Genomic DNA, 19,358 nt, shown 5'->3' on the forward strand with positions numbered 1-19,358 from the left:
GAGGCGCTCTTATCAGAGCATCAAAGACGCCGCCAGAGGTCACCATGTTCAAGCCAGAAGCAATGTGTTAGCGCTGTTCCGGTTCGTCTTCCAAACGGTTTCGATATGCGTCCGGCTCAATCACCTCCGACCCTGATAACGCTGATCTTTGCAACGGCACTCTCGGTTCTGACACTGAACATGTTCCTGCCGTCGCTGGCGCATATGAGCGAAGATTTTGGTGTGGATTATGGCCTGATGAACGTATCTGTGGCCGGGTATCTATGTGTCTCGGCAGCCTTGCAGTTGATCGTCGGGCCGCTTTCAGATCGTTACGGGCGTCGGCCGGTTCTGCTGATCGCGATGACAATATTTGTTGTCGCATCAATCGGGTGCGTGTTGGCAGACTCGATCTGGGCATTCCTTGCATTTCGGATGGTTCAGGCGGCGGTGGTGGCCGGGCCGGTTCTGTCGAGCGCTTCGATCCGCGACCGATATCCCCCAAATGAAGCAGCCAGCAAACTGGGCTATGTCGCGATGGCGATGGCTCTGGCACCGATGCTTGGACCGATGCTGGGCGGCGCGCTGGACATGCTGTTCGGTTGGCGCGCCGGGTTCGTAATGTATTCGCTGCTTGGGGCAGGGGTACTACTGCTGTTGTGGTTCGACATGGGTGAAACCAACACCAATCGCTCGTCGACTTTCGCTGCGCAGATGCGCGAATACCCGCATCTGTTTCGCGCACGCAGGTTCTGGGGCTATGCCTTATGCGCTGCGTTCTCCATCGGTGGTTTTTTCAGTTTCATCACCGGCGCACCGCTAGTCGCTGCGGCCTGGTTCGATCTGAGCCCCGCAATGCTGGGCCTTGGGATCGGGATTATCACGGGCGGTTTTATGGTCGGCAATTTTGTCACCGGGCGCATCGCAAAGCGCACTCAACTCACCACAATGATCCTGTTCGGTCGGATCGTGGCGTCGGTTGGGCCGTTCTGCGGATTGCTGCTGTTCATCGGCAACATGGGCTCGGTCTGGGTGTTTTTCGGATCAGCTATTTGCGTGGGTTTCGGAAATGGTCTGACCAATGCAAATGCCTCGGCCGGGGTGATGTCGGTACGCCCGAAACTGGCAGGCAGTGCTGCCGGCCTGTCAGGCGCACTGATCGTGGCACTGGGTGCAGTCTTGACCATGATGACCGGGACTTTTGTGAGCCCCGAAAACGGGCCTTATCTTGTACTGAGCATGATGTGCGGCAGCAGCTTTGTTGGTTTGCTGGCAGTGCTCTATGTCCGACGGTTAGATCGTACCGACCCACTGCCTGAGGCGATCTGAGCGATAAACGATCATAACGCTTTTCATGAGACAAATACCGTGTTAGGCGGCGCGCGATGGATTTCGGCGCAGGTTTTGCGCCCTTAAGTCAAGGAGAGGCCAATATGGCACTGGAACGCACATTCTCGATCATCAAGCCCGATGCAACCCGCCGCAATCTGACTGGCAAGATCAATGCCAAGTTTGAAGAAGCTGGCCTGCGCATCGTTGCGCAAAAGCGCATCCACATGACCAAATCCCAAGCAGGCAAGTTCTACGACGTCCATGCTGAGCGTCCGTTCTATGACGAACTGTGCGAATTCATGTCGTCGGCACCGGTTGTTGTCCAGGTTCTGGAAGGCGAAGGCGCAATTGCGAAGAACCGTGAAGTTATGGGTGCGACCAACCCCGCTGATGCTGCCCCCGGCACCATCCGCGCCGAATTCGCCGAGTCGGTTGGCGAAAACTCGGTCCACGGTTCGGACGCTCCGGAAACTGCAGCGGTTGAGATCGCCTACTTCTTCTCGGGCATCGAGCTGGTCGGCTAATCTTTCGTCAGATCAAAGTTTTTGGCCGTGCCCTTGTTGGGCGCGGCATTTTTTGTTGCTTAGACAGGTTTGAGGTCACTTGCCGATACACGCACGCCAACGGCATCCAGATCTGAAATCAACTGGCTTTCAGGCGCCCGACTGGTGCTGGCCTTGATCGCATCGAACCGTTCACGCAATGCCTTCTTTTCCTCGCCTTTACAGTCATTCCATGGGCGCCCTTGCAAGCCCATGACTAAGACATAATAGCCGATGAAATGCGGGCGGGTTCCAGCTTGCAACAGGCGAGCATATGCCTCATCAGCACCAAGATCGCGCAACTCCTGAGCTGTCATAATTCCCGCCTGTGTGCAGGCTTGTTCGAACGCTGGGCCAAGATTGCGGATTGATGAAATCGGGTCAGACATGTCTTGTCTTATCCGGTCCGACGTGGCCTGTCATCCGACAAGGTTGTTTGCTGCAGTCTATTCCGCTACCCAAACGTCAGGGGGGCGAAGCATGAACGACATAAGCCTAAAGAATCTTGCGCAAAATCTGGACCTGACAAACCCACCTGAGGGGTTTGTCGATGACCCATTTCCCTTTTACGATGCTTTGCTCGAATACGCACCGATACTGCGTCAACCAGATGGTTCCGTACTGTTGTCTCGTCATGCAGATCTGGATGCGATTTATCGCAACACGACGCTCTATTCTTCGGACAAAGAGGCAGCGTTTGGTCCGAAATTTGGAGTTGGCTCGCCGTTGTTCGAGCATCACACAACGTCGCTGGTGTTCTCTGACCCGCCGCTCCACACACGGGTGCGCAAAATCATGACCTCGGCCCTGACGCCGCGCGCAATTGCGCGGATGGAGCCGGGTCTGATCGAAACTGTTGATGTATTGCTCGACGACATGGAAGGCAAAGCACAGGTGGATCTGATTGAGGATTTTGCATCGACGATTCCGATCCAGATCATTGGTAATCTGCTGGACGTCCCTATGGATGAACGTGCACCGCTAAGGGATTGGTCTTTAGCTATTCTTGGTGCTTTGGAACCCGCTTTGACGGACACTCAGCTGGAAATAGGCCACAGCGCGGTATGTGAGTTCAAAGCCTACCTTCAGGACCTCGTTGCCCGTCGCCGTGCAAAACCGGGTGATCCTGAGATTGATGTTTTGACCCGCCTGATCCGAGGTGAGGGTGCAGACGAAAAATTAAGCGAAATTGAGCTGTTACAGAATTGCATCTTCATCCTGAACGCCGGCCATGAGACCACCACCAATCTGATCGGCAATGGGTTGGCATTGCTGAACGACCACCCGGCACAACGCAAACGCCTGCTGGATAATCCTGACCTGATCGCTTCGACAGTCGAGGAGGTCTTGCGCTTTCGGTCCCCCAATCAGTTTGGCAACAGGGAAACCACGGCTGAGGTTGAGATCGGGGGACATCTGATCGTCAAAGGAACGAACCTGCACCTCTGTATCGGTGCGGCGAACCGCGATCCTGAGGTCTTTCCCGACCCGACGCGTTTTGACATCACGCGCAAACCGAACCGGCATCTGGCGTTCGCAGGCGGTCCGCATGTCTGCGTTGGCCTGACTCTTGCGCGGCTTGAAGGTCGCGTGGCGCTAGGGCGATTGCTGAACCGGTTTCCTGATTGCCAAGTTCAGGGACCTAGGGTGCGAGGTGGCCGCATTCGCTTTCACGGGTACGCCTCTCTGCCTGCAGTTCTTTGATTATATTACAACGTCTTGCGGGCCGCTCTTGAATTATCAAGATTTGCGATAAAGTCTCAGAGTCGTCTCCAGTCCGGGCTTGCGGTTACGCGCCTGAAAGCTACCCCCGTGCATATGCGAGATGGCGGCTACAAGTGCGAGACCTAGCCCCGCGTTGCGTTCAGTCCGTGCGGGATCAAGTGTGACGAAGGGCATCTGCAACCGTGACAGATCGTTTTCCGGAACACCGGGGCCACGATCTCGGACGCTAAGCAATGCATAATCATCATCTTCCCGGATTTCGATGGTGATCGCAGTACCGGGAGGCGCATAGCGCATCGCGTTTTCGAGCAGGTTTGACAATGCCTGAGAGAGAAGTGGGCGGTGACCCTGGATCGGTTCGGCGTTACCAACAACTTCAAGTCGGATGTTCTGATCAGAAGCGACAGGTTCATACAGTTCAACCACATCCCCGACCAGTTGCAGCAAATTAACCTGCTCGAACTGCTCGCGCCCCAAACCGGCTTCTGCCCGCGAGATCTCGGTCAATTGGCTGAGGACGCGCAGCAGATGATCAATTTCCCCAGTCGCACGGGCCAAGTCGATATCACGGTCCTGTTCGCTTTTTCCGGGTTCGGCAAGAGACTCGACGCGCTGACGAAGTCGCGACAGGGGCGAGCGCAGGTCATGGGCGATTGAGTTGGAAGTTGTGCGCAGGTTGCTGATCAACTCTTCGATGCGATCAAGCATATTGTTCAAAGTGCCTGCAACTTGGTCGAATTCGTCACCTGTTCCGCGCAAGGGCATGCGCAGCGCCAGATCGCCTGATACGATATTGTCGGCGGTGTCGGCAATATCCTTTAGCCGCGAGAACACAAGCCGAGTTAGCAGCCAACCGGTCAACAGGCTTAGCGCAAGTGCGGTCACCAGTGCCAGGGCGACCGAGCGGAGAAGAACGCGATCAAATTGCTGTCTGGCCAGCGCATCTCGTCCAACCAGCAATCTTTCGCCACCCGGCAATCTGATGGAAGCAGCAGAAATCGGAACGTGTTGATCGGTATCCCCTTTGCGCAACTGCAGGTCGACCCACCCACTGCCCGCCGTGATTCCTTCGGGCCAATGAGATAAATTTCCTGCCAGCTTTGTACCCTGCCGACCGGTTAACAGATACAACGCATCGCGCTCGGCCGCTGTTGGCAATCGCCTCTCGATCGCAGTGATCAAACCGATCATGCCGTGCCGTTCATATTCATCCGCCAATCCGGTGAGCTCAGCCGACACGACCGAGCGCGTTTCGCCCGTAATCGTGCGGTTGGCAGTCACATAGACCATCGCAAGCACCGCCGCTGTTAGCAACGTGCTGAGAACCATACTGGCCAGAACCAGCCGCGTACGAGAATTTTTGAGCGACAGGCGCAGGTTATCCATCCGAAACCATGTAACCGGCCCCTCGGACCGTTTCAATAATCGGGTCGGCCCCGTCTTCATCGAGTTGGCGGCGAAGCTTCGAGATATGCACGTCGACTACATTGGTGTTCGGATCAAAGTGATAGTCCCACACCCCTTCTAGCAACATGGTGCGCGAGACGACTCGGTTCTTGCGCCGCAGAAAGAACTCCAGAATCTGAAATTCGCGCGGGGTTAGAGTGATTTCCCGGCCACTGCGCGTGACTTTGCGGGTCAACAAATCCATCTCAAGATCGCGGCAGGCGAGGGAAGGGGTTTCTTCTGACTCTTGTGGGCGGCGCAGCAGCGCCTCGATCCGAGCGTGGAGCTCCTGGAACGAAAATGGTTTGACCAAATAGTCGTCAGCACCAGCACGCAGGCCTTTGACGCGTTCGTCGACCGCGCTCATGGCGGTTAGCATCAGCACAGGTGTTTTTACCCCGGCCGCACGCATTGATTTGATCAGCGACAACCCGTCCAAGCCTGGCAACATTCGATCCAGCACGACTGCGTCAAATCCGCCATCGGTGGCGTGGTACAACCCTTCGCGGCCGTCTGATGCAACTTCGACAACGTACCCTTCTTCGCCAAACCCTTTGGCAATGAAGTCCCGTGTGTCTTGGTCATCTTCAACGATTAACAGGCGTCTACTCATAATCAGGGCTCCTTCACATCGGGATTTAAACACACATACTGTTTGAAAAAAACATGCCGGGTGCGATGCCGCACCCGGCTGTTCCGGCGGCGCGTGGACAATCCGCGTCGGCCAGAAATAAGCGCACCAGATTTCCCCATCATGTGGCGCGCTTAGGTGTGTGGTCAGACGATTTCGACCGCGACAAATATTTGGTTGCCGCCACGGTTGATAAGAACCAACGCTGGATCGGTCTTTTCGCTTTCCAGTGCTTCCTTCAGCGCATCCGGCGAAACCGTATCCAGATTGCCCAGCCGGACGATTACATCGCCGCGTTGCAAACCAGCTTTGGCCGCAGGGCTTTCGGGCTGGAGATCGGTGACAACAACGCCATCTACAGTTTCCGCGACGCCAACTTCTGCACGGGCGCTTTCAGTCAGCGGAGCCACGATAACGCCAAGCTTGGTGCCTTCGAACTTGTCTTCCGCCACGCTGTCAGTAGCCGCCGATGCCGCCTGATGTTGGCCGATCGTCAGCTTGATCTGTTCTTCCTTGCCGTTGCGCAGAACTGTCAATGTGCTGTCGGTGCCAACCTTGGTGGTTCCAACCAGAACAGGGAGTTCATTACTGGATTCAACGGCATCGTCGTTGAAAGTCAGGATCACGTCGCCTTGCTGCAGCACGCCATCGGCGGGGCTGTCCGGGACAACATCGGATACCAGGGCGCCGGTAGCGACATCAACTCCCATTGCTGCCGCCAATTCGGGGCTCACATTCTGAATCGAAACACCCAACCAACCGCGGCTGACTTCACCGTCATCCAGCAAATCGGCAGTGATGTGGTCGACAATATTGGATGTGACCGCAAAACCCAATCCTACCGAGCCTCCGCTAGGCGAATAGATTGCCGAGTTCACCCCGATTACTTCGCCTTCCATATTGAACAGCGGTCCACCCGAGTTACCCTTGTTGATGGCAGCATCAGTCTGGATGAACTCGGCGTAAGGACCTTCCGATATATTGCGGCCCTTCGCAGATACGATGCCAGTCGTAACAGTCGCGTTCAGACCAAACGGGTTGCCGATGGCCACCACATCTTCGCCGACGCGAATGACATCGCTGTCACCCATTTCGACGGCCTGCAAGTCTTCTCCGGCATCGATCTTGAGTACGGCAATATCCGTTAGCGGATCGGTGCCTATGACTTCAGCTTGGAACGTACGGTCATCGCTCAGGCGGACGGTCACTTCGGTTGCGTTGTCGACAACGTGGTGATTGGTCACGATGTAACCCGCCTCGTCCAGCACGAATCCAGAGCCCAAACCCTGGCTTGGACCGCGCTGCGGCATGTTGAACCCTTCCGGGCCTCCAAAGCGTTCAAAGAATTCACCAAAGGGGTGACCTTCGAAATTGAAGTCCTGCCCCTGCGCCTGTTTTGGCGTTGCGTCTTGTTTGGCGATGATTGTCACCACCGAGGGTGAAACCGTTTCGACCAGATCAGCCAGCGCCTCGTCTGCCATTGCGGGCAGAACGGTTGTGGCCAGCATTGCCGCGCCCAGTGCGCCAGCCCCCATCCAGCTGGATGTGCTTGGAAGAAGCAGTGAGGATTTCCGGATGCTCATTTTGACTCCTGTCTGTGTTTGGCGGTTGATCCCGCGCGTTCAGACAGGAGATGCCCCAGCAACCTTGGGATATCCTGAGAGAAAAATTAAGAAACCTTAATTTCGCCACGTTTCGCCGCTTTAATGACTCTGTTCGAAAGGGCTTAACAGCGAGAATCAGCTTGGGAGAATCGGGGAGAATCGGTGGATTGTTGCCGACGAAGTCAATAATTTCGGAAAAGTATTGAATTGAATCATTTTTGTTAACAAAGAAACGGCACGTGGACGGCCCGTCGAATTTCTCCCCTTAAAGTTGTATCGCGCAATCGATCTAATCTTTGAGTGCGTGTGTAGGTGTCTATGAAATAGGCGCAATGGGCGTATCGATGAACTATTAACGCTGTATTTGCTCCGAATAGAGTTAAGGAGTTGCAACCACTGGTAGAGTCTTGAGCGTTGTATTGTTGCGCAAAAGCCAAACCGTCTTCGCTCAAATTTACCATTTCTTCCAATTTTACATTGTTTGAACGCATCTGATCGGCGACATTGGTTATGCCCAAGTGAAGGGGGCCTGAGACACTAGGGGGTGTCAAAGGCACATCTCAGTCTCCACAGCGCTGAGCGGCATGTTAACGAGGGGGTCTTGTTTAGGTTCTGCAGCTCAAAGTCGGACAGCCTGATTGGCGATCTGATAGTGCTTTAGAGATTGGTGAAAGTGGTAGTCCTGTTTTTGGGCATACGGCCCGGTCGAAAACGACCGGGCCGTGTTTATTTCGGGTGAAGCCCAGAAGGTTGGCGGGCTACCCACTCTGCCCAATCCTCTGGTGTATCTAGATCCAACAGCGCATTTTGGCTGGGCAGGCGATGAAGGTGAACTGCATCCTTGTGACGCCGTACGACAGATTGCGCGCCACTGTCACCGGTCAGGTCTATCAGTTCTGCAAAGAGAGAGCGATCAAAGATCACCGGGTGCCCAGGGACGCCCTGGTTGGTCGCACCGCGCCAAATTCGATTGGCAGGATGGGTTTTGACCGATTGCAGGACATTGCGTAGATCTGCAGTCGTAAGGTCCGGCAAGTCGGACAAGAGGATCATCACTGCCTTCGCATCGGCTGGGATTGCAGCCATCGCCCCCTTTAGACTGGCATTGATACCTTCCCGTGCGTCCGGGATTTCGACCGGCAGCACATCGAGATCTTTCAACACCGTATAGCGTGGATGAGGCATCGGGGGCAGGGCAACGAAAACAGGACCAACGGCAATCGCTCTTTGCGCGACACGGCGCAGCAGCGGCACGCCACCCACTGGCTGCATCAGCTTATCGGTCCCACCCATACGGCAGGATTGGCCAGCGGCGAGCAGTATGATGGGAATCTCTTTCATCTCGCCACCATGCCGCTAAGGTCAGATTGTGTCATCCCCGCATTCTTGCACCGTCGGCATCAAACAGAGGCGTGGTGATCACACGGGCCGCGCGCATCCTGCCCAGTATCTCAATCGAAACCTCGCAACCTTCGGTTGCTTGTTCGGTTGGCAGGAATCCCATTGCTATCGATTTGCGTGCATAGTGGGAATACCCGCCTGACGTGCAGAAGCCGACAACTGAACCATCAATCCATATCGGTTCATACGCGTTAACATCGGCATCGGCTGCATCGACCTCGAACGCAACCAAACGGCGATTGGTGCCAGCAGCGCGTTCGGTCTCGGCAGCTGCGCGGCCAATGAAGTTGCTGTTCTTTGAGAATGAGATGAACCGATCCAGACCGGTTTCCGCGGCAGTATAATCCGGCGAAAACTCGCGCATCCACGACCCAAAGAACTTGTCCAAACGCAGGCTCATCATCGCACGCATCCCAAATGGTGCGATGCCATGAGGTTGGCCGGCCTGCCATAAGGTCCACCAAAGCTGCCGCTGCGCCACAGGATCACAGTAGATCTCATATCCCAAGTCACCGGTATAGCTGACACGCTGAACGATGCAGTCGGTCATTCCGATGGTCATCTCACGCACGTCAAGGAACCTTAGTGAACTGACATCTTCCCGGGTACAGGCCGACAGGACTTCGGTGGCCTTGGGGCCAGCAATCTGAAAGCCGTTCAACCGGTCACTGATGTTTTCGATGTTTACGCCTTCGTCCTGATTTTGCAGGAACCAGCGCATGTGAAACGCCTGGCTGCCATATGAGGCCGTGACGCGAAACTCATTTTCGTTCAGGCAGGACACGGTGAAATCCCCGATTAACTTGCCATTGGGCGACAACATGGGCGTTAACGAGACACGACCCGGTTTCGGAATTCGGCCAGCCATGATGCGATCCAGCCATGCGCGGGCACCGGCACCGGTGATGCGGTATTTGCCAAAATTGTGAACCTCGTTGATCCCCACACCTTCGCGCACGGCGCGGACTTCTCGACCAGTGGCCTCAAAAGCGTTGGAGCGGCGGAAGGAGGGTGTTTCGAAATCTGGTTCATCCCCTTTGGCAAAGTAGTTCGGAACCTCCAACCCGTACTGCTGCCCCCATACGGCACCGAGATCGCTGAAGATGTCATACATCGGCGTGGTTCGGTTTGGGCGTGCGGCAGGCAGCTCTTCGTTCGGATATGCGACGCTGAACCGTTTCTGATAGTTCTCAATCACTTTGGGGCGCGTGTAACCGGGGCTGATCCAGTCGCCGAACCGGGCCACATCCATCGCAAACACATCGCGTCCAGGTTCGCCTTCGATCATCCATTGTGCGAGAGTCAGGCCTACGCCACCACCCTGACTGAAACCGGCCATGACACCACAGGCCGACCAGTAGTTTCGCACGCCGGGCACAGGCCCGACCAGGGGATTGCCATCGGGGGCAAAAGTAAACGGTCCGTGGATGACCGATTTGACCCCCACCTCAGCCAGCACAGGGAAGCGTCGGTATGCAAATTCGATACTGTCGGTGATCTTGTCGAAATCATCGGGCAGCAACTCGTGGCCAAACTCCCAAGGGGTTCCGTCAACAGCCCAGGGCTTACAGGGTTGTTCATAGAAGCCGATGCACAGCCCGCGCCCTTCCTGCCGCAGATAGCTTTCTCCAGCAGGATCCATCACATGCGGGTGCTCGCCACCCGCGTCGATAATGGCCTCGATATCAGGGATGGAGTCAGTAACCAGATATTGGTGTTCCATCGGATGAAGCGGGAAATAGATACCGGCCATCGCGCCGACTTCGCGTGCCCAAAGGCCGCCTGCATTGACGATATGTTCGGCATGGATAGTGCCTTTGTCGGTCTCCACATCCCATGTGCCGTCAGGGCGCTGGTTGGTCTCGCGCACCATGCAATGGGTTTCGATCGTGGCGCCGCCCATACGCGCGGCCTTGGCATAGGCATGGGTGGTGCCCGAAGGGTCTAAATGCCCGTCTAGGGGGTCATAAAGCGCGCCAAGTATACCATCGGTGTTGGTGATTGGAGCGATCTTCTTGATCTCTTCTGGCCCGACAATCTCGGTCTCAAGGCCCATGAACCGGTGCTTGGCGCGCTCGGCCAGTAGCATGTCGAACCGGTCCTGATTGTCGGCCAGAGTGACGCCGCCCACATGGTGCAGGCCGCAAGACATGCCCGTGATCTCTTCCAGCTCTTTATACAACCGTATGGTATAGCCCTGCAGGGCGGCCATGTTAGTGTCGCCGTTCAGCGTGTGGAAACCACCTGCCGCGTGCCAGGTCGACCCGCTCGTCAGCTCGGACCGTTCCAGCAGCATCACATCCGACCATCCAAGTTTGGTCAGATGATAGAGGACCGAACATCCGACGACGCCCCCGCCAATCACTACAACACGGGTGGTGGTTTTCACGATGCATCTCCCTCGGCTTTTGGCCGAGCCTGCCGAGGGCTCTGGCGCAATACTATTCCGTTCGCGACACTGCGCGTCGCTTGTCAATTGCGAACGCTGCCGAACCTAAAGAGGTCGCACTTTGAGGGCCGTGATCCGGTTACCCTCGCGTGCGGTGACTTCGAACCGAAAGCCGTGAAATGAAAACACCTGCCCAACGATCGGGATCATCTGTGCTTCGTGAATGACAAGACCAGCCAAAGTGTTGGCTTCTTCGTCCGGCAGGGCCCAGTCGAGGGCGCGATTGACGTCGCGGATGGTCATTGCACCTTCGACGAGGAATTGGCCATCATCGGTGCGGGTGACGGGTACTTCTTCGTCGATGTCGAACTCGTCGGCGATCTCACCGACGATTTCTTCCAGAATATCCTCGAGCGTGATCAATCCGCGCAGCGATCCATACTCATCCACAACAAGCGCGAAATGGCTATGCATCCTAAGAAACTCGCGCATCTGGTCGTCCAGAGTGGTGGTTTCAGGAACGAAATAAGGATCGTTAGCCACCTTTGCGATGTCGAAATTCTTAAGCCGCTCCGGATCGCCATCTGCACCGCCGACTTGGGCGTACATCGCGCGAAACAAGTCCTTGGCATGGACCACACCCACGATGTTTTCCTGTTCCTCCCGAAAAACCGGCAGGCGGGTGTGGGGGCTTTCCAGGCATTGTTTAAGGATCGCCTCGGGTTCATCATCGGCATCAATCATCTCAATATTCGAGCGATGGAGCATGATCTCTTCCACCGCGCGATCACCAAGATCCAGCGCACCCAGAATACGGTCGCGATCTTCCTTTTCGACAACTCCTTCGGAATGGCCCAGTTGCAGCGCGCCAGCGATTTCTTCCCGCACCGCGAGAATGTTGCTGTCAGGGTCGATTTTTACGCCAAACAAGCGCAGCACTCCGCGCACGAGAAGCCGGACGGCGGCTACGACGGGCGAAAACACCGTCACGACAACACCGATAACAGGCGCGACCCATGCGGCAGCCTTTTCAGCGTTTGTAATAGCGTAGGTCTTGGGCAGCACTTCGGCAAAGATCAACACCAGCAAGGTCATCACTAGCGTCGCCAATGCCACTCCGCTTTCGCCGAATAGCCGCGTAAACAGTGCTGTGGCCAGCGAAGCGGCAAGGATGTTGACAAGGTTATTGCCCAACAGGACCGAGCCGATCAGGCGTTCGTTGTCGTCGGTAATATCCAGCGCCATCTGCGCCCCGCGTGAACCTTTGTCAGCCTGCGCCCTTAGCTTTCCGCGTGATGACGCAGTCAGGGCGGTTTCCGAGCCAGAGAAAAAGCCCGATAGCACAAGGAGAAGAAGAATGGATCCTGTCGTGATCCAGAATGCACTGTCGAGCAAAGAAGAGGTGGGTTCCATCGGTCCTAGGTTATTCTTGTTGCTGCATCCGTTATGGGGCTGCGACCACGTCCGATCAAGGGGTTAGCCTTGATCTGTGGTGTCATCCTTGGCAAGCGGGTGGTGTTCCAGCACCAGTTCCGACAAGCGTTCATCCAGAACATGGGTATAAATCTCGGTTGTGGCGACATCCGCATGGCCCAGAAGTGTCTGGATCGAGCGTAAATCCGCACCATTGGCCAGCAGATGCGTCGCAAACGCATGGCGCAGTGTGTGCGGGGTGACCTTCTCGGGTGAAACGCCGCCCTCGACGGCCAGTTCCTTGACCAGAAGGAAGAAGCGATGCCGTGTCAAATGCCCTGATTTCCCGCGCGAAGGAAACAGAAAACGTGATGCCTGTGCACCTTTTTTTATCGCTTGCTCTTCAGCCGCATCGCGGACCATGAGCCATCCGCTTAACGCTTCGCGCGCGGGAGGGGATAGCGGGACCATCCGCTCTTTGCCACCTTTGCCTAGAACTAACAGCATCCGGGGGTCGCCTCTGGCAGAGCTTACCGGCAACGACACAAGTTCAGTCACCCGCATCCCTGTTGCGTAAAGAAGCTCCATCAAACAGGTGTTGCGTATTCTGTCGGCTTCGGACCGACCCGTTCGGCGTGCTGCGGCAAGCAGGCGGTCAACCTCAGGCACATCCAGCGTTTTGGGCAGTCGTTTCGCACGTCCGGGGCCTTTGATCTGGATCGCGGGGTTGCTGTCACGCCATCCCTCCTCGAACGCAAATCGATACAACTGCTTGATCGCAGACAACCGCCGCGCGCGGGTGGCGCGGGACAGGCCCTGCGCATCGCAGTCGATCAAGTAGCCTTCGATCCCGTCTCGGTCAGCCTCGGCAAAGCCAGACTTTCGTCGTGTCAGCCAGTCTGAGAAATCCTTAAGGTCGCGTCCGTATGCAAGCAAGGTATTGGTTGCAGCCCCGAGTTCGGCGGCTTGCGCTTCGAGGAAGGTGGAAACCCACAGATCCTGAGACGAGGGTGCGGTCATCCTCAGGCCCCGTTCAGGATCATGAGCTGTAATGCAGCTCGGCGCGCGGTATCTTCGAGCCCGACACGTCGGAACGTGGCAATCGCGGCCGTCAGATCCACCAGATTGCCGCGCGCGCCATGGGCGAACAACTGCATCGTTTCCAGAATGGCCTCGCCCAACTGATCATTGAGCAGCATGGCGTTTATGTCCGAAGGGACAGGCGCAGACCAGGCAAAACCTTGTGAAATGGCATCAGCGAGTGGGGTAGGAGAGGGCGCGCGCTGCGGATCGCCTTGTGCAAGGGCGGACAAAAACTTGTTGGCGTCCGACTCGTCAGGCATCGTGCGTGCCGCGTCTTCATAAAGCTCGGACAAAAGCAGAATACGCCAACGGAGGTTTTCTGCAGTCTGATCGGGCAACTTCATTGATGCCAGACGCGGCGCAAACAATTCGGCAAAGGGCACTTCCAGGCCGACCGATTTCATCTGTGCCCAAACAGCTGTTAACGCGTTTGAAACTGGCACCGGCTTGCCAGTTTCGAGCGCGGCTTCGAACTTTTGTATGGCTGAGACACGATCCCATACCGCACCTGAGGCTGCAGGGGAGCGTTCGGTATAAAGGCCAAGCAACTGGTTTGGCGTCAGAGCACCAATCCGCGTCAACCGTTCGGCAGCTTCGATCTGAGCTTTCCACCCCGCAACGTCCCGCAAATCAGCGTTTGCAAAGGCCCGAGGCAGAGATGCCGTGGGCAGGCGTTCACCAATGGCTTCGAACATTCGGAAGGTGAGAGGATCAGGATCTTCGGGTTGTGGAAGATACTCGGCCCCTTCGAACAATTCAGGGCTGAGAAAGCGATCGAGCAGGGCAAGCTGATCGTCGGGCAAGACCTGCAACGCATGTGCTGCTTCAAGTGTAAGCGCTGCCGAGGACCAATCCCCTCGGCGCGCCTTACAGAATATCTGAGCGGCGTAGTTCCTTGATAAATTCGGCTGTGCGATAAGGGCTGTGCAGCTTCGATCTTCGTCACCGGTCAGCAACGTGGCATCGAACCAACGTCTAAAGCGGTCTTGCGTATCGGTCGGACCGGCCAGTTGAACCAAGGATTGCACCGGATCGGATGCGCCCAATTGCATAAGACGTTCGAGTCGCGCCATCAGCAATGTGTCTTCCGCCTGCCCACCCGCTGGGGCGCGGGCTTCGGACAAGAGCAACGTAAACAACAATCGTTGCATCGCTGGGTTGGACTTGACCTGTACCTTCGAGATCAAATCCGCGAGCCGATCAGCATCGCTGCTGCGCCACAGGTCCACCGGCAGACCAGTGACTGAAGACGCAACCAACCCCAGAGGAGGGGACAGCGCCTCCAACGGGGTGACCTGCACCTCGGGTTGCAGTCCCGTCTGCGTCACAGGGGGTTCCATCAGCACCGTGCCCGGCAGGTTTTCTGGCGGGTCAGTTAGCCAGTCGATGACTGACAATGGCTCTTGCGTTTGCGCCTGTGCGGTTCCGGCCAGAAAAAGCGCCAGTAAGGTGCCTTTAGTCTGCATTCAGGATGACCGGCTCGCGAATTTCATTTTTCGGGGCGGAGAAGTCCGCGCCGAAATACGGCCCGATATAGGCATACCCAACCAGCCCGATGAAACACAGGCAAATGATGTATATCAGGAACTTGATCAAACGGCCCATGGGTGAACGCTGCCTCAATTTTTGCTTTTGGCCAAGTTATAACTAGCATTTTCCCTAAGATCACGTCATTCACGACGAAATGAGCGAAATTAAGCATAACACGGTGCCTTCTGACACAGCGACGCAGTTTCGACTGCACAAAACCGTCGTTTTGGTTGGAATGATGGGGGCAGGCAAAACAGCCGTGGGTCGTGCGCTGGCTGCCCGGCTGGGTGTTCCTTTTCTTGACAGCGATACCGAAATCGAATCGGCAGCCAACATGACCATCCCTGAAATCTTCGCACGGGATGGAGAAGCGTTCTTTCGCAGCAAGGAAAGTCAGATTATCGGGCGGCTTTTAGACGAAGAAAGAGGTATCCTGTCGACAGGTGGTGGTGCGTTTCTTGCCGAAGGTAATCGCAAAATGATCTCGGATCGTGGTGCCTCGGTTTGGTTAAAGGCTGATTTGGATGTGCTGTGGAATCGTGTCAAACACAAGGATACGCGGCCTCTGCTGCGTACAGCGGACCCCTATGCGACGCTGCGCGACTTGTATGAAGCGCGGGTGCCGATCTATGAACAATCTGATCTGGTGGCGGACTCGGATGGTGAGACCGCAATCGAAGATATGGTGGATCGGGTCATCGCCGCCTTGGTGACACGCCCAGATATTTTGGAACGAAATTAATGCATCAAACTGTACATGTTGACCTGGCCGAGCGTTCTTATGATGTTGAAATCGGCCCCGGACTTTTGGCGCAATCTGGGGAACGGATTGCCCCGTTATTAAAGCGTCCGCGTGTCGCGGTTCTGACCGATGAAACGGTCGCGGGAATGCATCTGGATGCCCTGCGTGATGGATTGGCGTCAGCCGGTATCAAGATGACTGCGCTGGCGCTTCCAGCCGGTGAGGCAACCAAAAGCTGGCCGCATTTTGAGCGCGCGGTGGAATGGTTGCTGGCGGAAAAGGTTGAACGGAACGACATTGTCGTTGCGCTTGGTGGCGGGGTGATCGGCGATCTGGCGGGTTTTGCTGCTGCAGTGATGCGGCGCGGAGTGAGCTTTGTTCAGATACCGACCTCGCTGTTGGCGCAGGTCGACAGCTCGGTTGGCGGCAAGACCGGGATCAATGCGCCGCAGGGCAAGAACCTGATCGGCGCGTTTCATCAGCCGTCACTGGTATTGGCCGATACTGACGTGCTGGGCACGTTACAGACGCGAGACTTTCTCGCTGGATATGGTGAGGTCGTCAAATACGGACTGTTGGGTGATGCCCAGTTCTTTGAGTGGCTAGAAGATAACGGGCCTCTGTTGACGTCCGGCGACATGGCAGCGCGGGTGCAGGCTGTCACACGCTCGGTTCAGATGAAGGCCGATATCGTGGCGCGTGATGAGACCGAGCAGGGCGACCGGGCTTTGCTCAATCTGGGTCATACCTTCTGTCACGCGCTTGAGGCCGCAACGGGCTATTCAGATCGCTTGTTGCACGGCGAAGGTGTCGCCATCGGGTGTGCGCTGGCGTTTGAGACTTCTTCTCGGTTGGGCTTGTGTTCGCAAGAAGACCCGAGCCGCGTCAGGGCGCATTTGAGCGCGATGGGTATGAAGACGGACCTTGCTGATATCCCGGGTGAGTTGCCGGATGCGGAAACGCTGGTCGATCTGATGGCGCAGGACAAAAAGGTCATGGACGGTCAGTTGCGGTTCATTATGGCGCGAGGGATCGGGCAAGCTTTCGTCACACCGGATGTGCCCCGCGAGACGGTGGTTTCTGTACTTAAGGACGCGTTGGAGGTGTGATTGAGGCTTAGCGCCCCTGGATCACCATCAACTCGCCGATATTTTCACGCGTGATATAGCCGACCATGTGCCCCGATTTGGTGCATACGGCAATCGCGGGCGCACCTTTGTGTAGGCCATTCAGGACTTTGTCCAATCCGCTGGTCAGCTCAACCTGCGGAATATTGGTATCCATAATCGAGACCGCCAATTCCGAGCGGGGATGGTCACCCGCCAATGCGGTAAACAGGCGATCACGGGTCACGAACCCCATAAGACTGCCGTTTAGTGCCAGTACCGGAAACTCGTGCTGGGTTGTGTGAATGACTGCTTGTGCTGCTGTTGCCAATGTATCGTCCGGCGATAACGCCTTAAACTCGGTGATCATCGCATCCCGAGCCATCACACGCCGTGCAACTGAACGCAACGCAACGTCCTGATTCTCGGCGTTAGCAGCTATGAAAACAAAGACGGCGATCAGGACCAATATTGGATTGCCTGAGGTCAGCCCCAGAAATCCAAGCCCGACAGCAACGATCTGACCACCGAGTGCAGCAATGCGGGTTGCCTTGGCGCGTTCCATTTTCATGCACAGCAAGGCGCGGAAGACGCGTCCTCCATCCATCGGGAAAGCCGGGATCATGTTAAAGGCCGCCAATAGCAGGTTCACATAGGCCAAACGGCTGAGCAGGCCGGTTGCGGCCGAGTCAATCTGGTCGAGTGAACCAAGTTGTATGCTTGCCCCCAAGACAACAAGAATCGCCCAAATCGCGATGTTTACGGCGGGTCCAGCGAGGGCGACCCAGACCTCTTGCATCGGTTTTTCTGGCATTCGCTCAAGACGCGCCAGCCCGCCAATCGGTAACAGAGTGATGTCAGGGGTACGGATGCCATATCTCCGCGCCATCAGCGCGTGGCCGAACTCATGCGCCACAACACAGGCAAACAAGGCGAGTACGAATACGACATTGTCAATCGCCGCAGGCAAGCCGCCGCTGGAATAGGCCGCAAAACCAACCCAGGCGAGCAGCAAAAAGAAGGTGACATGGACCCTCAGTTCCGAGCCGAGTAATCGGCCAAGTGAGAAGGACCATGCCATATTTAGTCTCCGCTTGGTTTAGAACGGAATCTCGTCATCGTCGATCCCGCCAGACGCAGGGGCTGGTGCGCTGGAGGGGCCGCCATAAGGGTCGCCATATCCGCCGCCCGCTTGTCCGCCGCCATAGCCGCCTCCACCGCCGCCGCCTTCACCGCGGGCATCGAGCATTACCAGCGTCGAGCCGAAGCCCTGTAGTACTACCTCGGTCGAATAACGATCCTGACCGGACTGATCCTGCCACTTACGCGTTTGCAATTGCCCCTCGACGTAAATTTTTGAACCCTTGCGCAGATACTGTTCAGCCACGCGTACAAGTCCTTCGTTGAATATGGCGACCGAGTGCCATTCTGTCCGTTCACGGCGCTCTCCGGTATTGCGGTCCTTCCAGGTTTCCGAGGTGGCAATGCGCAGGTTGCATACTTTACCACCGTTTTGAAACGTCCGCACTTCAGGATCGCGGCCCAGATTGCCGACCAGAATGACCTTGTTGACTGAACCCGCCATTTATTCCCTCGTTTTACTCTGACTGGATGGCGCCCGAATCTGGCGCTGTGTTCTGCTGCTGACCCTATACGGGCTGAGACTTGGTTAAAACATGATTGATGCTGCAACGGTGAATGGGAAAATATTAGGCCAACTTTAACCAAGCTTTCATTTCCGGCTGATTTAACTATAATTCGGCTGGTTGTTGAGGGTGCAGGATTGGCTTTAATGCGGTTTCTGATCGGTGGTATTTCTGTTTTAGGTGTTTGCCTTGTGTCCTTTTCGGCGCAGGCGGAAACCCTTTCAACAAAGAATCGAAAGGCGCTTTTCCTGAAGCAATCCAAGGTATTGGACGGTCGTGCTGCAAGCCAGTATCGCGATTCAGATCGGCTTAGACCTAAAACTGAGAACGGGAAGTTTGCCAAGCGATACACCGGAAATTATCGGGGCCAATATCTGAATCACGCCCGGAATGCGGCCCGAAAGCATAATGTGCCAGAAGAGCTGTTCTTGCGACTTGTCCAACAGGAAAGCGGATGGAACCCGCATGCTGAATCGCACAAGGGCGCTTTGGGTCTTGCGCAATTGATGCCACAGACAGCTAGGTTGCTGGGTGTCAATCCGTATGACCCCATCCAAAACCTGGAAGGGGGCGCGCGTTATCTGTCGTGGCAGTATCGCAAGTTCAAATCCTGGCGGCTTGCTTTGGCAGCGTACAATGCTGGCCCCAAAGCGGTCGAAAAGCATGGCGGCATACCACCTTACAAAGAGACCCAGAACTATGTGAAAGTGATCTGGGGCGGCTAAAAACCCGGTGCTGCGGCGCAGAGAGGCTGTTTCTTGATCAAGTACAGAGCGCTGCCTTAGTCTG

18 protein-coding genes are annotated in these 19,358 nt (G+C 56.1%); 6 read left to right on the forward strand and 12 right to left on the reverse strand.

The window, feature by feature from the left end:
• Positions 1 to 105: 105 nt before the first annotated feature.
• Positions 106 to 1,308 carry a multidrug effflux MFS transporter gene (locus tag G7G_RS0106085; RefSeq protein ID WP_010439577.1) on the forward strand — a complete coding sequence of 401 codons (1,203 nt, stop codon included), beginning with the start codon at positions 106 to 108 and terminating at the stop codon, positions 1,306 to 1,308.
• A gap of 104 nt (positions 1,309 to 1,412) precedes the next feature.
• On the forward strand, positions 1,413 to 1,835 hold the full coding sequence (gene ndk, locus G7G_RS0106090; RefSeq protein WP_010439579.1) for a nucleoside-diphosphate kinase: 423 nt from the start codon (positions 1,413 to 1,415) through the stop codon (positions 1,833 to 1,835).
• Between the two features lie 59 nt (positions 1,836 to 1,894).
• Here the strand turns inward: ndk and G7G_RS0106095 are convergent, their stop codons facing one another.
• Positions 1,895 to 2,242 carry a TfoX/Sxy family protein gene (locus tag G7G_RS0106095; RefSeq protein ID WP_010439582.1) on the reverse strand — a complete coding sequence of 116 codons (348 nt, stop codon included), beginning with the start codon at positions 2,240 to 2,242 and terminating at the stop codon, positions 1,895 to 1,897.
• Positions 2,243 to 2,333: 91 nt separating this feature from the next.
• Here G7G_RS0106095 and G7G_RS0106100 point away from each other — a divergent pair, with 91 nt between their 5' ends.
• Positions 2,334 to 3,557 (forward strand): cytochrome P450, encoded by a 1,224-nt coding sequence (locus G7G_RS0106100; RefSeq protein ID WP_010439585.1) that lies wholly within the window; start codon positions 2,334 to 2,336, stop codon positions 3,555 to 3,557.
• A 36-nt stretch (positions 3,558 to 3,593) separates the two neighbouring features.
• Here G7G_RS0106100 and G7G_RS0106105 read toward each other — a convergent pair whose 3' ends face one another.
• The 9 genes from G7G_RS0106105 to G7G_RS24505 all read right to left on the reverse strand — a co-directional run bounded on the left by G7G_RS0106105 (position 3,594) and on the right by G7G_RS24505 (position 15,150).
• Positions 3,594 to 4,964, reverse strand: a complete 1,371-nt coding sequence (locus G7G_RS0106105) for a sensor histidine kinase (protein ID WP_010439588.1) — start codon at positions 4,962 to 4,964, stop codon at positions 3,594 to 3,596.
• Positions 4,957 to 5,637 (reverse strand): response regulator transcription factor, encoded by a 681-nt coding sequence (locus tag G7G_RS0106110; protein ID WP_010439589.1) that lies wholly within the window; start codon positions 5,635 to 5,637, stop codon positions 4,957 to 4,959. Before G7G_RS0106110 ends, G7G_RS0106105 begins: the two co-directional genes overlap by 8 nt.
• A gap of 164 nt (positions 5,638 to 5,801) precedes the next feature.
• Positions 5,802 to 7,238 (reverse strand): Do family serine endopeptidase, encoded by a 1,437-nt coding sequence (locus tag G7G_RS0106115; protein ID WP_010439591.1) that lies wholly within the window; start codon positions 7,236 to 7,238, stop codon positions 5,802 to 5,804.
• Positions 7,239 to 7,985: 747 nt separating this feature from the next.
• Positions 7,986 to 8,600, reverse strand: a complete 615-nt coding sequence (locus G7G_RS0106120; protein ID WP_010439593.1) for a nucleotidyltransferase family protein — start codon at positions 8,598 to 8,600, stop codon at positions 7,986 to 7,988.
• 31 nt (positions 8,601 to 8,631) lie between these two features.
• On the reverse strand, positions 8,632 to 11,049 hold the full coding sequence (locus G7G_RS0106125) for a GcvT family protein (RefSeq protein WP_010439595.1): 2,418 nt from the start codon (positions 11,047 to 11,049) through the stop codon (positions 8,632 to 8,634).
• A gap of 105 nt (positions 11,050 to 11,154) precedes the next feature.
• Positions 11,155 to 12,462 carry an HlyC/CorC family transporter gene (locus tag G7G_RS0106130; protein WP_010439596.1) on the reverse strand — a complete coding sequence of 436 codons (1,308 nt, stop codon included), beginning with the start codon at positions 12,460 to 12,462 and terminating at the stop codon, positions 11,155 to 11,157.
• A gap of 63 nt (positions 12,463 to 12,525) precedes the next feature.
• Positions 12,526 to 13,482 (reverse strand): tyrosine recombinase, encoded by a 957-nt coding sequence (locus G7G_RS0106135; protein ID WP_010439597.1) that lies wholly within the window; start codon positions 13,480 to 13,482, stop codon positions 12,526 to 12,528.
• A 2-nt stretch (positions 13,483 to 13,484) separates the two neighbouring features.
• The gene (locus G7G_RS0106140; protein ID WP_010439598.1) at positions 13,485 to 15,011 is read right to left on the reverse strand and encodes a hypothetical protein; all 1,527 of its coding nucleotides are present in this window, start codon (positions 15,009 to 15,011) and stop codon (positions 13,485 to 13,487) included.
• Positions 15,001 to 15,150, reverse strand: a complete 150-nt coding sequence (locus tag G7G_RS24505; protein ID WP_010439599.1) for a hypothetical protein — start codon at positions 15,148 to 15,150, stop codon at positions 15,001 to 15,003. Before G7G_RS24505 ends, G7G_RS0106140 begins: the two co-directional genes overlap by 11 nt.
• A 79-nt stretch (positions 15,151 to 15,229) precedes the next feature.
• Between G7G_RS24505 and G7G_RS0106150 the strand changes: the two genes are divergently transcribed.
• Both G7G_RS0106150 and aroB read left to right on the forward strand, forming a co-directional pair.
• Entirely contained in the window at positions 15,230 to 15,817 is a 588-nt protein-coding gene (locus tag G7G_RS0106150) for a shikimate kinase (protein ID WP_010439601.1), read from the forward strand.
• A complete protein-coding gene (aroB, locus tag G7G_RS0106155) occupies positions 15,817 to 16,926 on the forward strand; it encodes a 3-dehydroquinate synthase (protein WP_010439603.1) in 1,110 nt (369 codons plus the stop codon). Before G7G_RS0106150 ends, aroB begins: the two co-directional genes overlap by 1 nt.
• Before the next feature lie 7 nt (positions 16,927 to 16,933).
• Here the strand turns inward: aroB and G7G_RS0106160 are convergent, their stop codons facing one another.
• Complete coding sequence (locus G7G_RS0106160; protein ID WP_010439605.1) at positions 16,934 to 18,004, reverse strand: site-2 protease family protein; 1,071 nt, start codon at positions 18,002 to 18,004, stop codon at positions 16,934 to 16,936.
• An 18-nt stretch (positions 18,005 to 18,022) separates the two neighbouring features.
• A complete protein-coding gene (ssb, locus tag G7G_RS0106165) occupies positions 18,023 to 18,508 on the reverse strand; it encodes a single-stranded DNA-binding protein (protein ID WP_010439606.1) in 486 nt (161 codons plus the stop codon).
• A 207-nt stretch (positions 18,509 to 18,715) separates the two neighbouring features.
• On the opposite strand from ssb, the gene G7G_RS0106170 reads away from it, so the two are divergent.
• Positions 18,716 to 19,294, forward strand: coding sequence for a lytic transglycosylase domain-containing protein (locus tag G7G_RS0106170; RefSeq protein ID WP_010439608.1), 579 nt, complete (start codon positions 18,716 to 18,718; stop codon positions 19,292 to 19,294).
• Positions 19,295 to 19,358 lie beyond the last annotated feature (64 nt).

The sequence above is a fragment of the Ruegeria conchae genome, from assembly GCF_000192475.1.
Lineage (GTDB): Bacteria > Pseudomonadota > Alphaproteobacteria > Rhodobacterales > Rhodobacteraceae > Ruegeria > Ruegeria conchae.

Coding starts and splice junctions, on each gene's coding strand:
- G7G_RS0106085 (WP_010439577.1), top strand. CDS start 106: ATGCGTCCGGCTCAATCACCTCCGACCCTGATAACGCTGATCTTTGCA.
- ndk (WP_010439579.1), top strand. CDS start 1,413: ATGGCACTGGAACGCACATTCTCGATCATCAAGCCCGATGCAACCCGC.
- G7G_RS0106095 (WP_010439582.1), bottom strand. CDS start 2,242: ATGTCTGACCCGATTTCATCAATCCGCAATCTTGGCCCAGCGTTCGAA.
- G7G_RS0106100 (WP_010439585.1), top strand. CDS start 2,334: ATGAACGACATAAGCCTAAAGAATCTTGCGCAAAATCTGGACCTGACA.
- G7G_RS0106105 (WP_010439588.1), bottom strand. CDS start 4,964: ATGGATAACCTGCGCCTGTCGCTCAAAAATTCTCGTACGCGGCTGGTT.
- G7G_RS0106110 (WP_010439589.1), bottom strand. CDS start 5,637: ATGAGTAGACGCCTGTTAATCGTTGAAGATGACCAAGACACACGGGAC.
- G7G_RS0106115 (WP_010439591.1), bottom strand. CDS start 7,238: ATGAGCATCCGGAAATCCTCACTGCTTCTTCCAAGCACATCCAGCTGG.
- G7G_RS0106120 (WP_010439593.1), bottom strand. CDS start 8,600: ATGAAAGAGATTCCCATCATACTGCTCGCCGCTGGCCAATCCTGCCGT.
- G7G_RS0106130 (WP_010439596.1), bottom strand. CDS start 12,462: ATGGAACCCACCTCTTCTTTGCTCGACAGTGCATTCTGGATCACGACA.
- G7G_RS0106135 (WP_010439597.1), bottom strand. CDS start 13,482: ATGACCGCACCCTCGTCTCAGGATCTGTGGGTTTCCACCTTCCTCGAA.
- G7G_RS0106140 (WP_010439598.1), bottom strand. CDS start 15,011: ATGCAGACTAAAGGCACCTTACTGGCGCTTTTTCTGGCCGGAACCGCA.
- G7G_RS24505 (WP_010439599.1), bottom strand. CDS start 15,150: ATGGGCCGTTTGATCAAGTTCCTGATATACATCATTTGCCTGTGTTTC.
- G7G_RS0106150 (WP_010439601.1), top strand. CDS start 15,230: ATGAGCGAAATTAAGCATAACACGGTGCCTTCTGACACAGCGACGCAG.
- aroB (WP_010439603.1), top strand. CDS start 15,817: ATGCATCAAACTGTACATGTTGACCTGGCCGAGCGTTCTTATGATGTT.
- G7G_RS0106160 (WP_010439605.1), bottom strand. CDS start 18,004: ATGGCATGGTCCTTCTCACTTGGCCGATTACTCGGCTCGGAACTGAGG.
- ssb (WP_010439606.1), bottom strand. CDS start 18,508: ATGGCGGGTTCAGTCAACAAGGTCATTCTGGTCGGCAATCTGGGCCGC.
- G7G_RS0106170 (WP_010439608.1), top strand. CDS start 18,716: ATGCGGTTTCTGATCGGTGGTATTTCTGTTTTAGGTGTTTGCCTTGTG.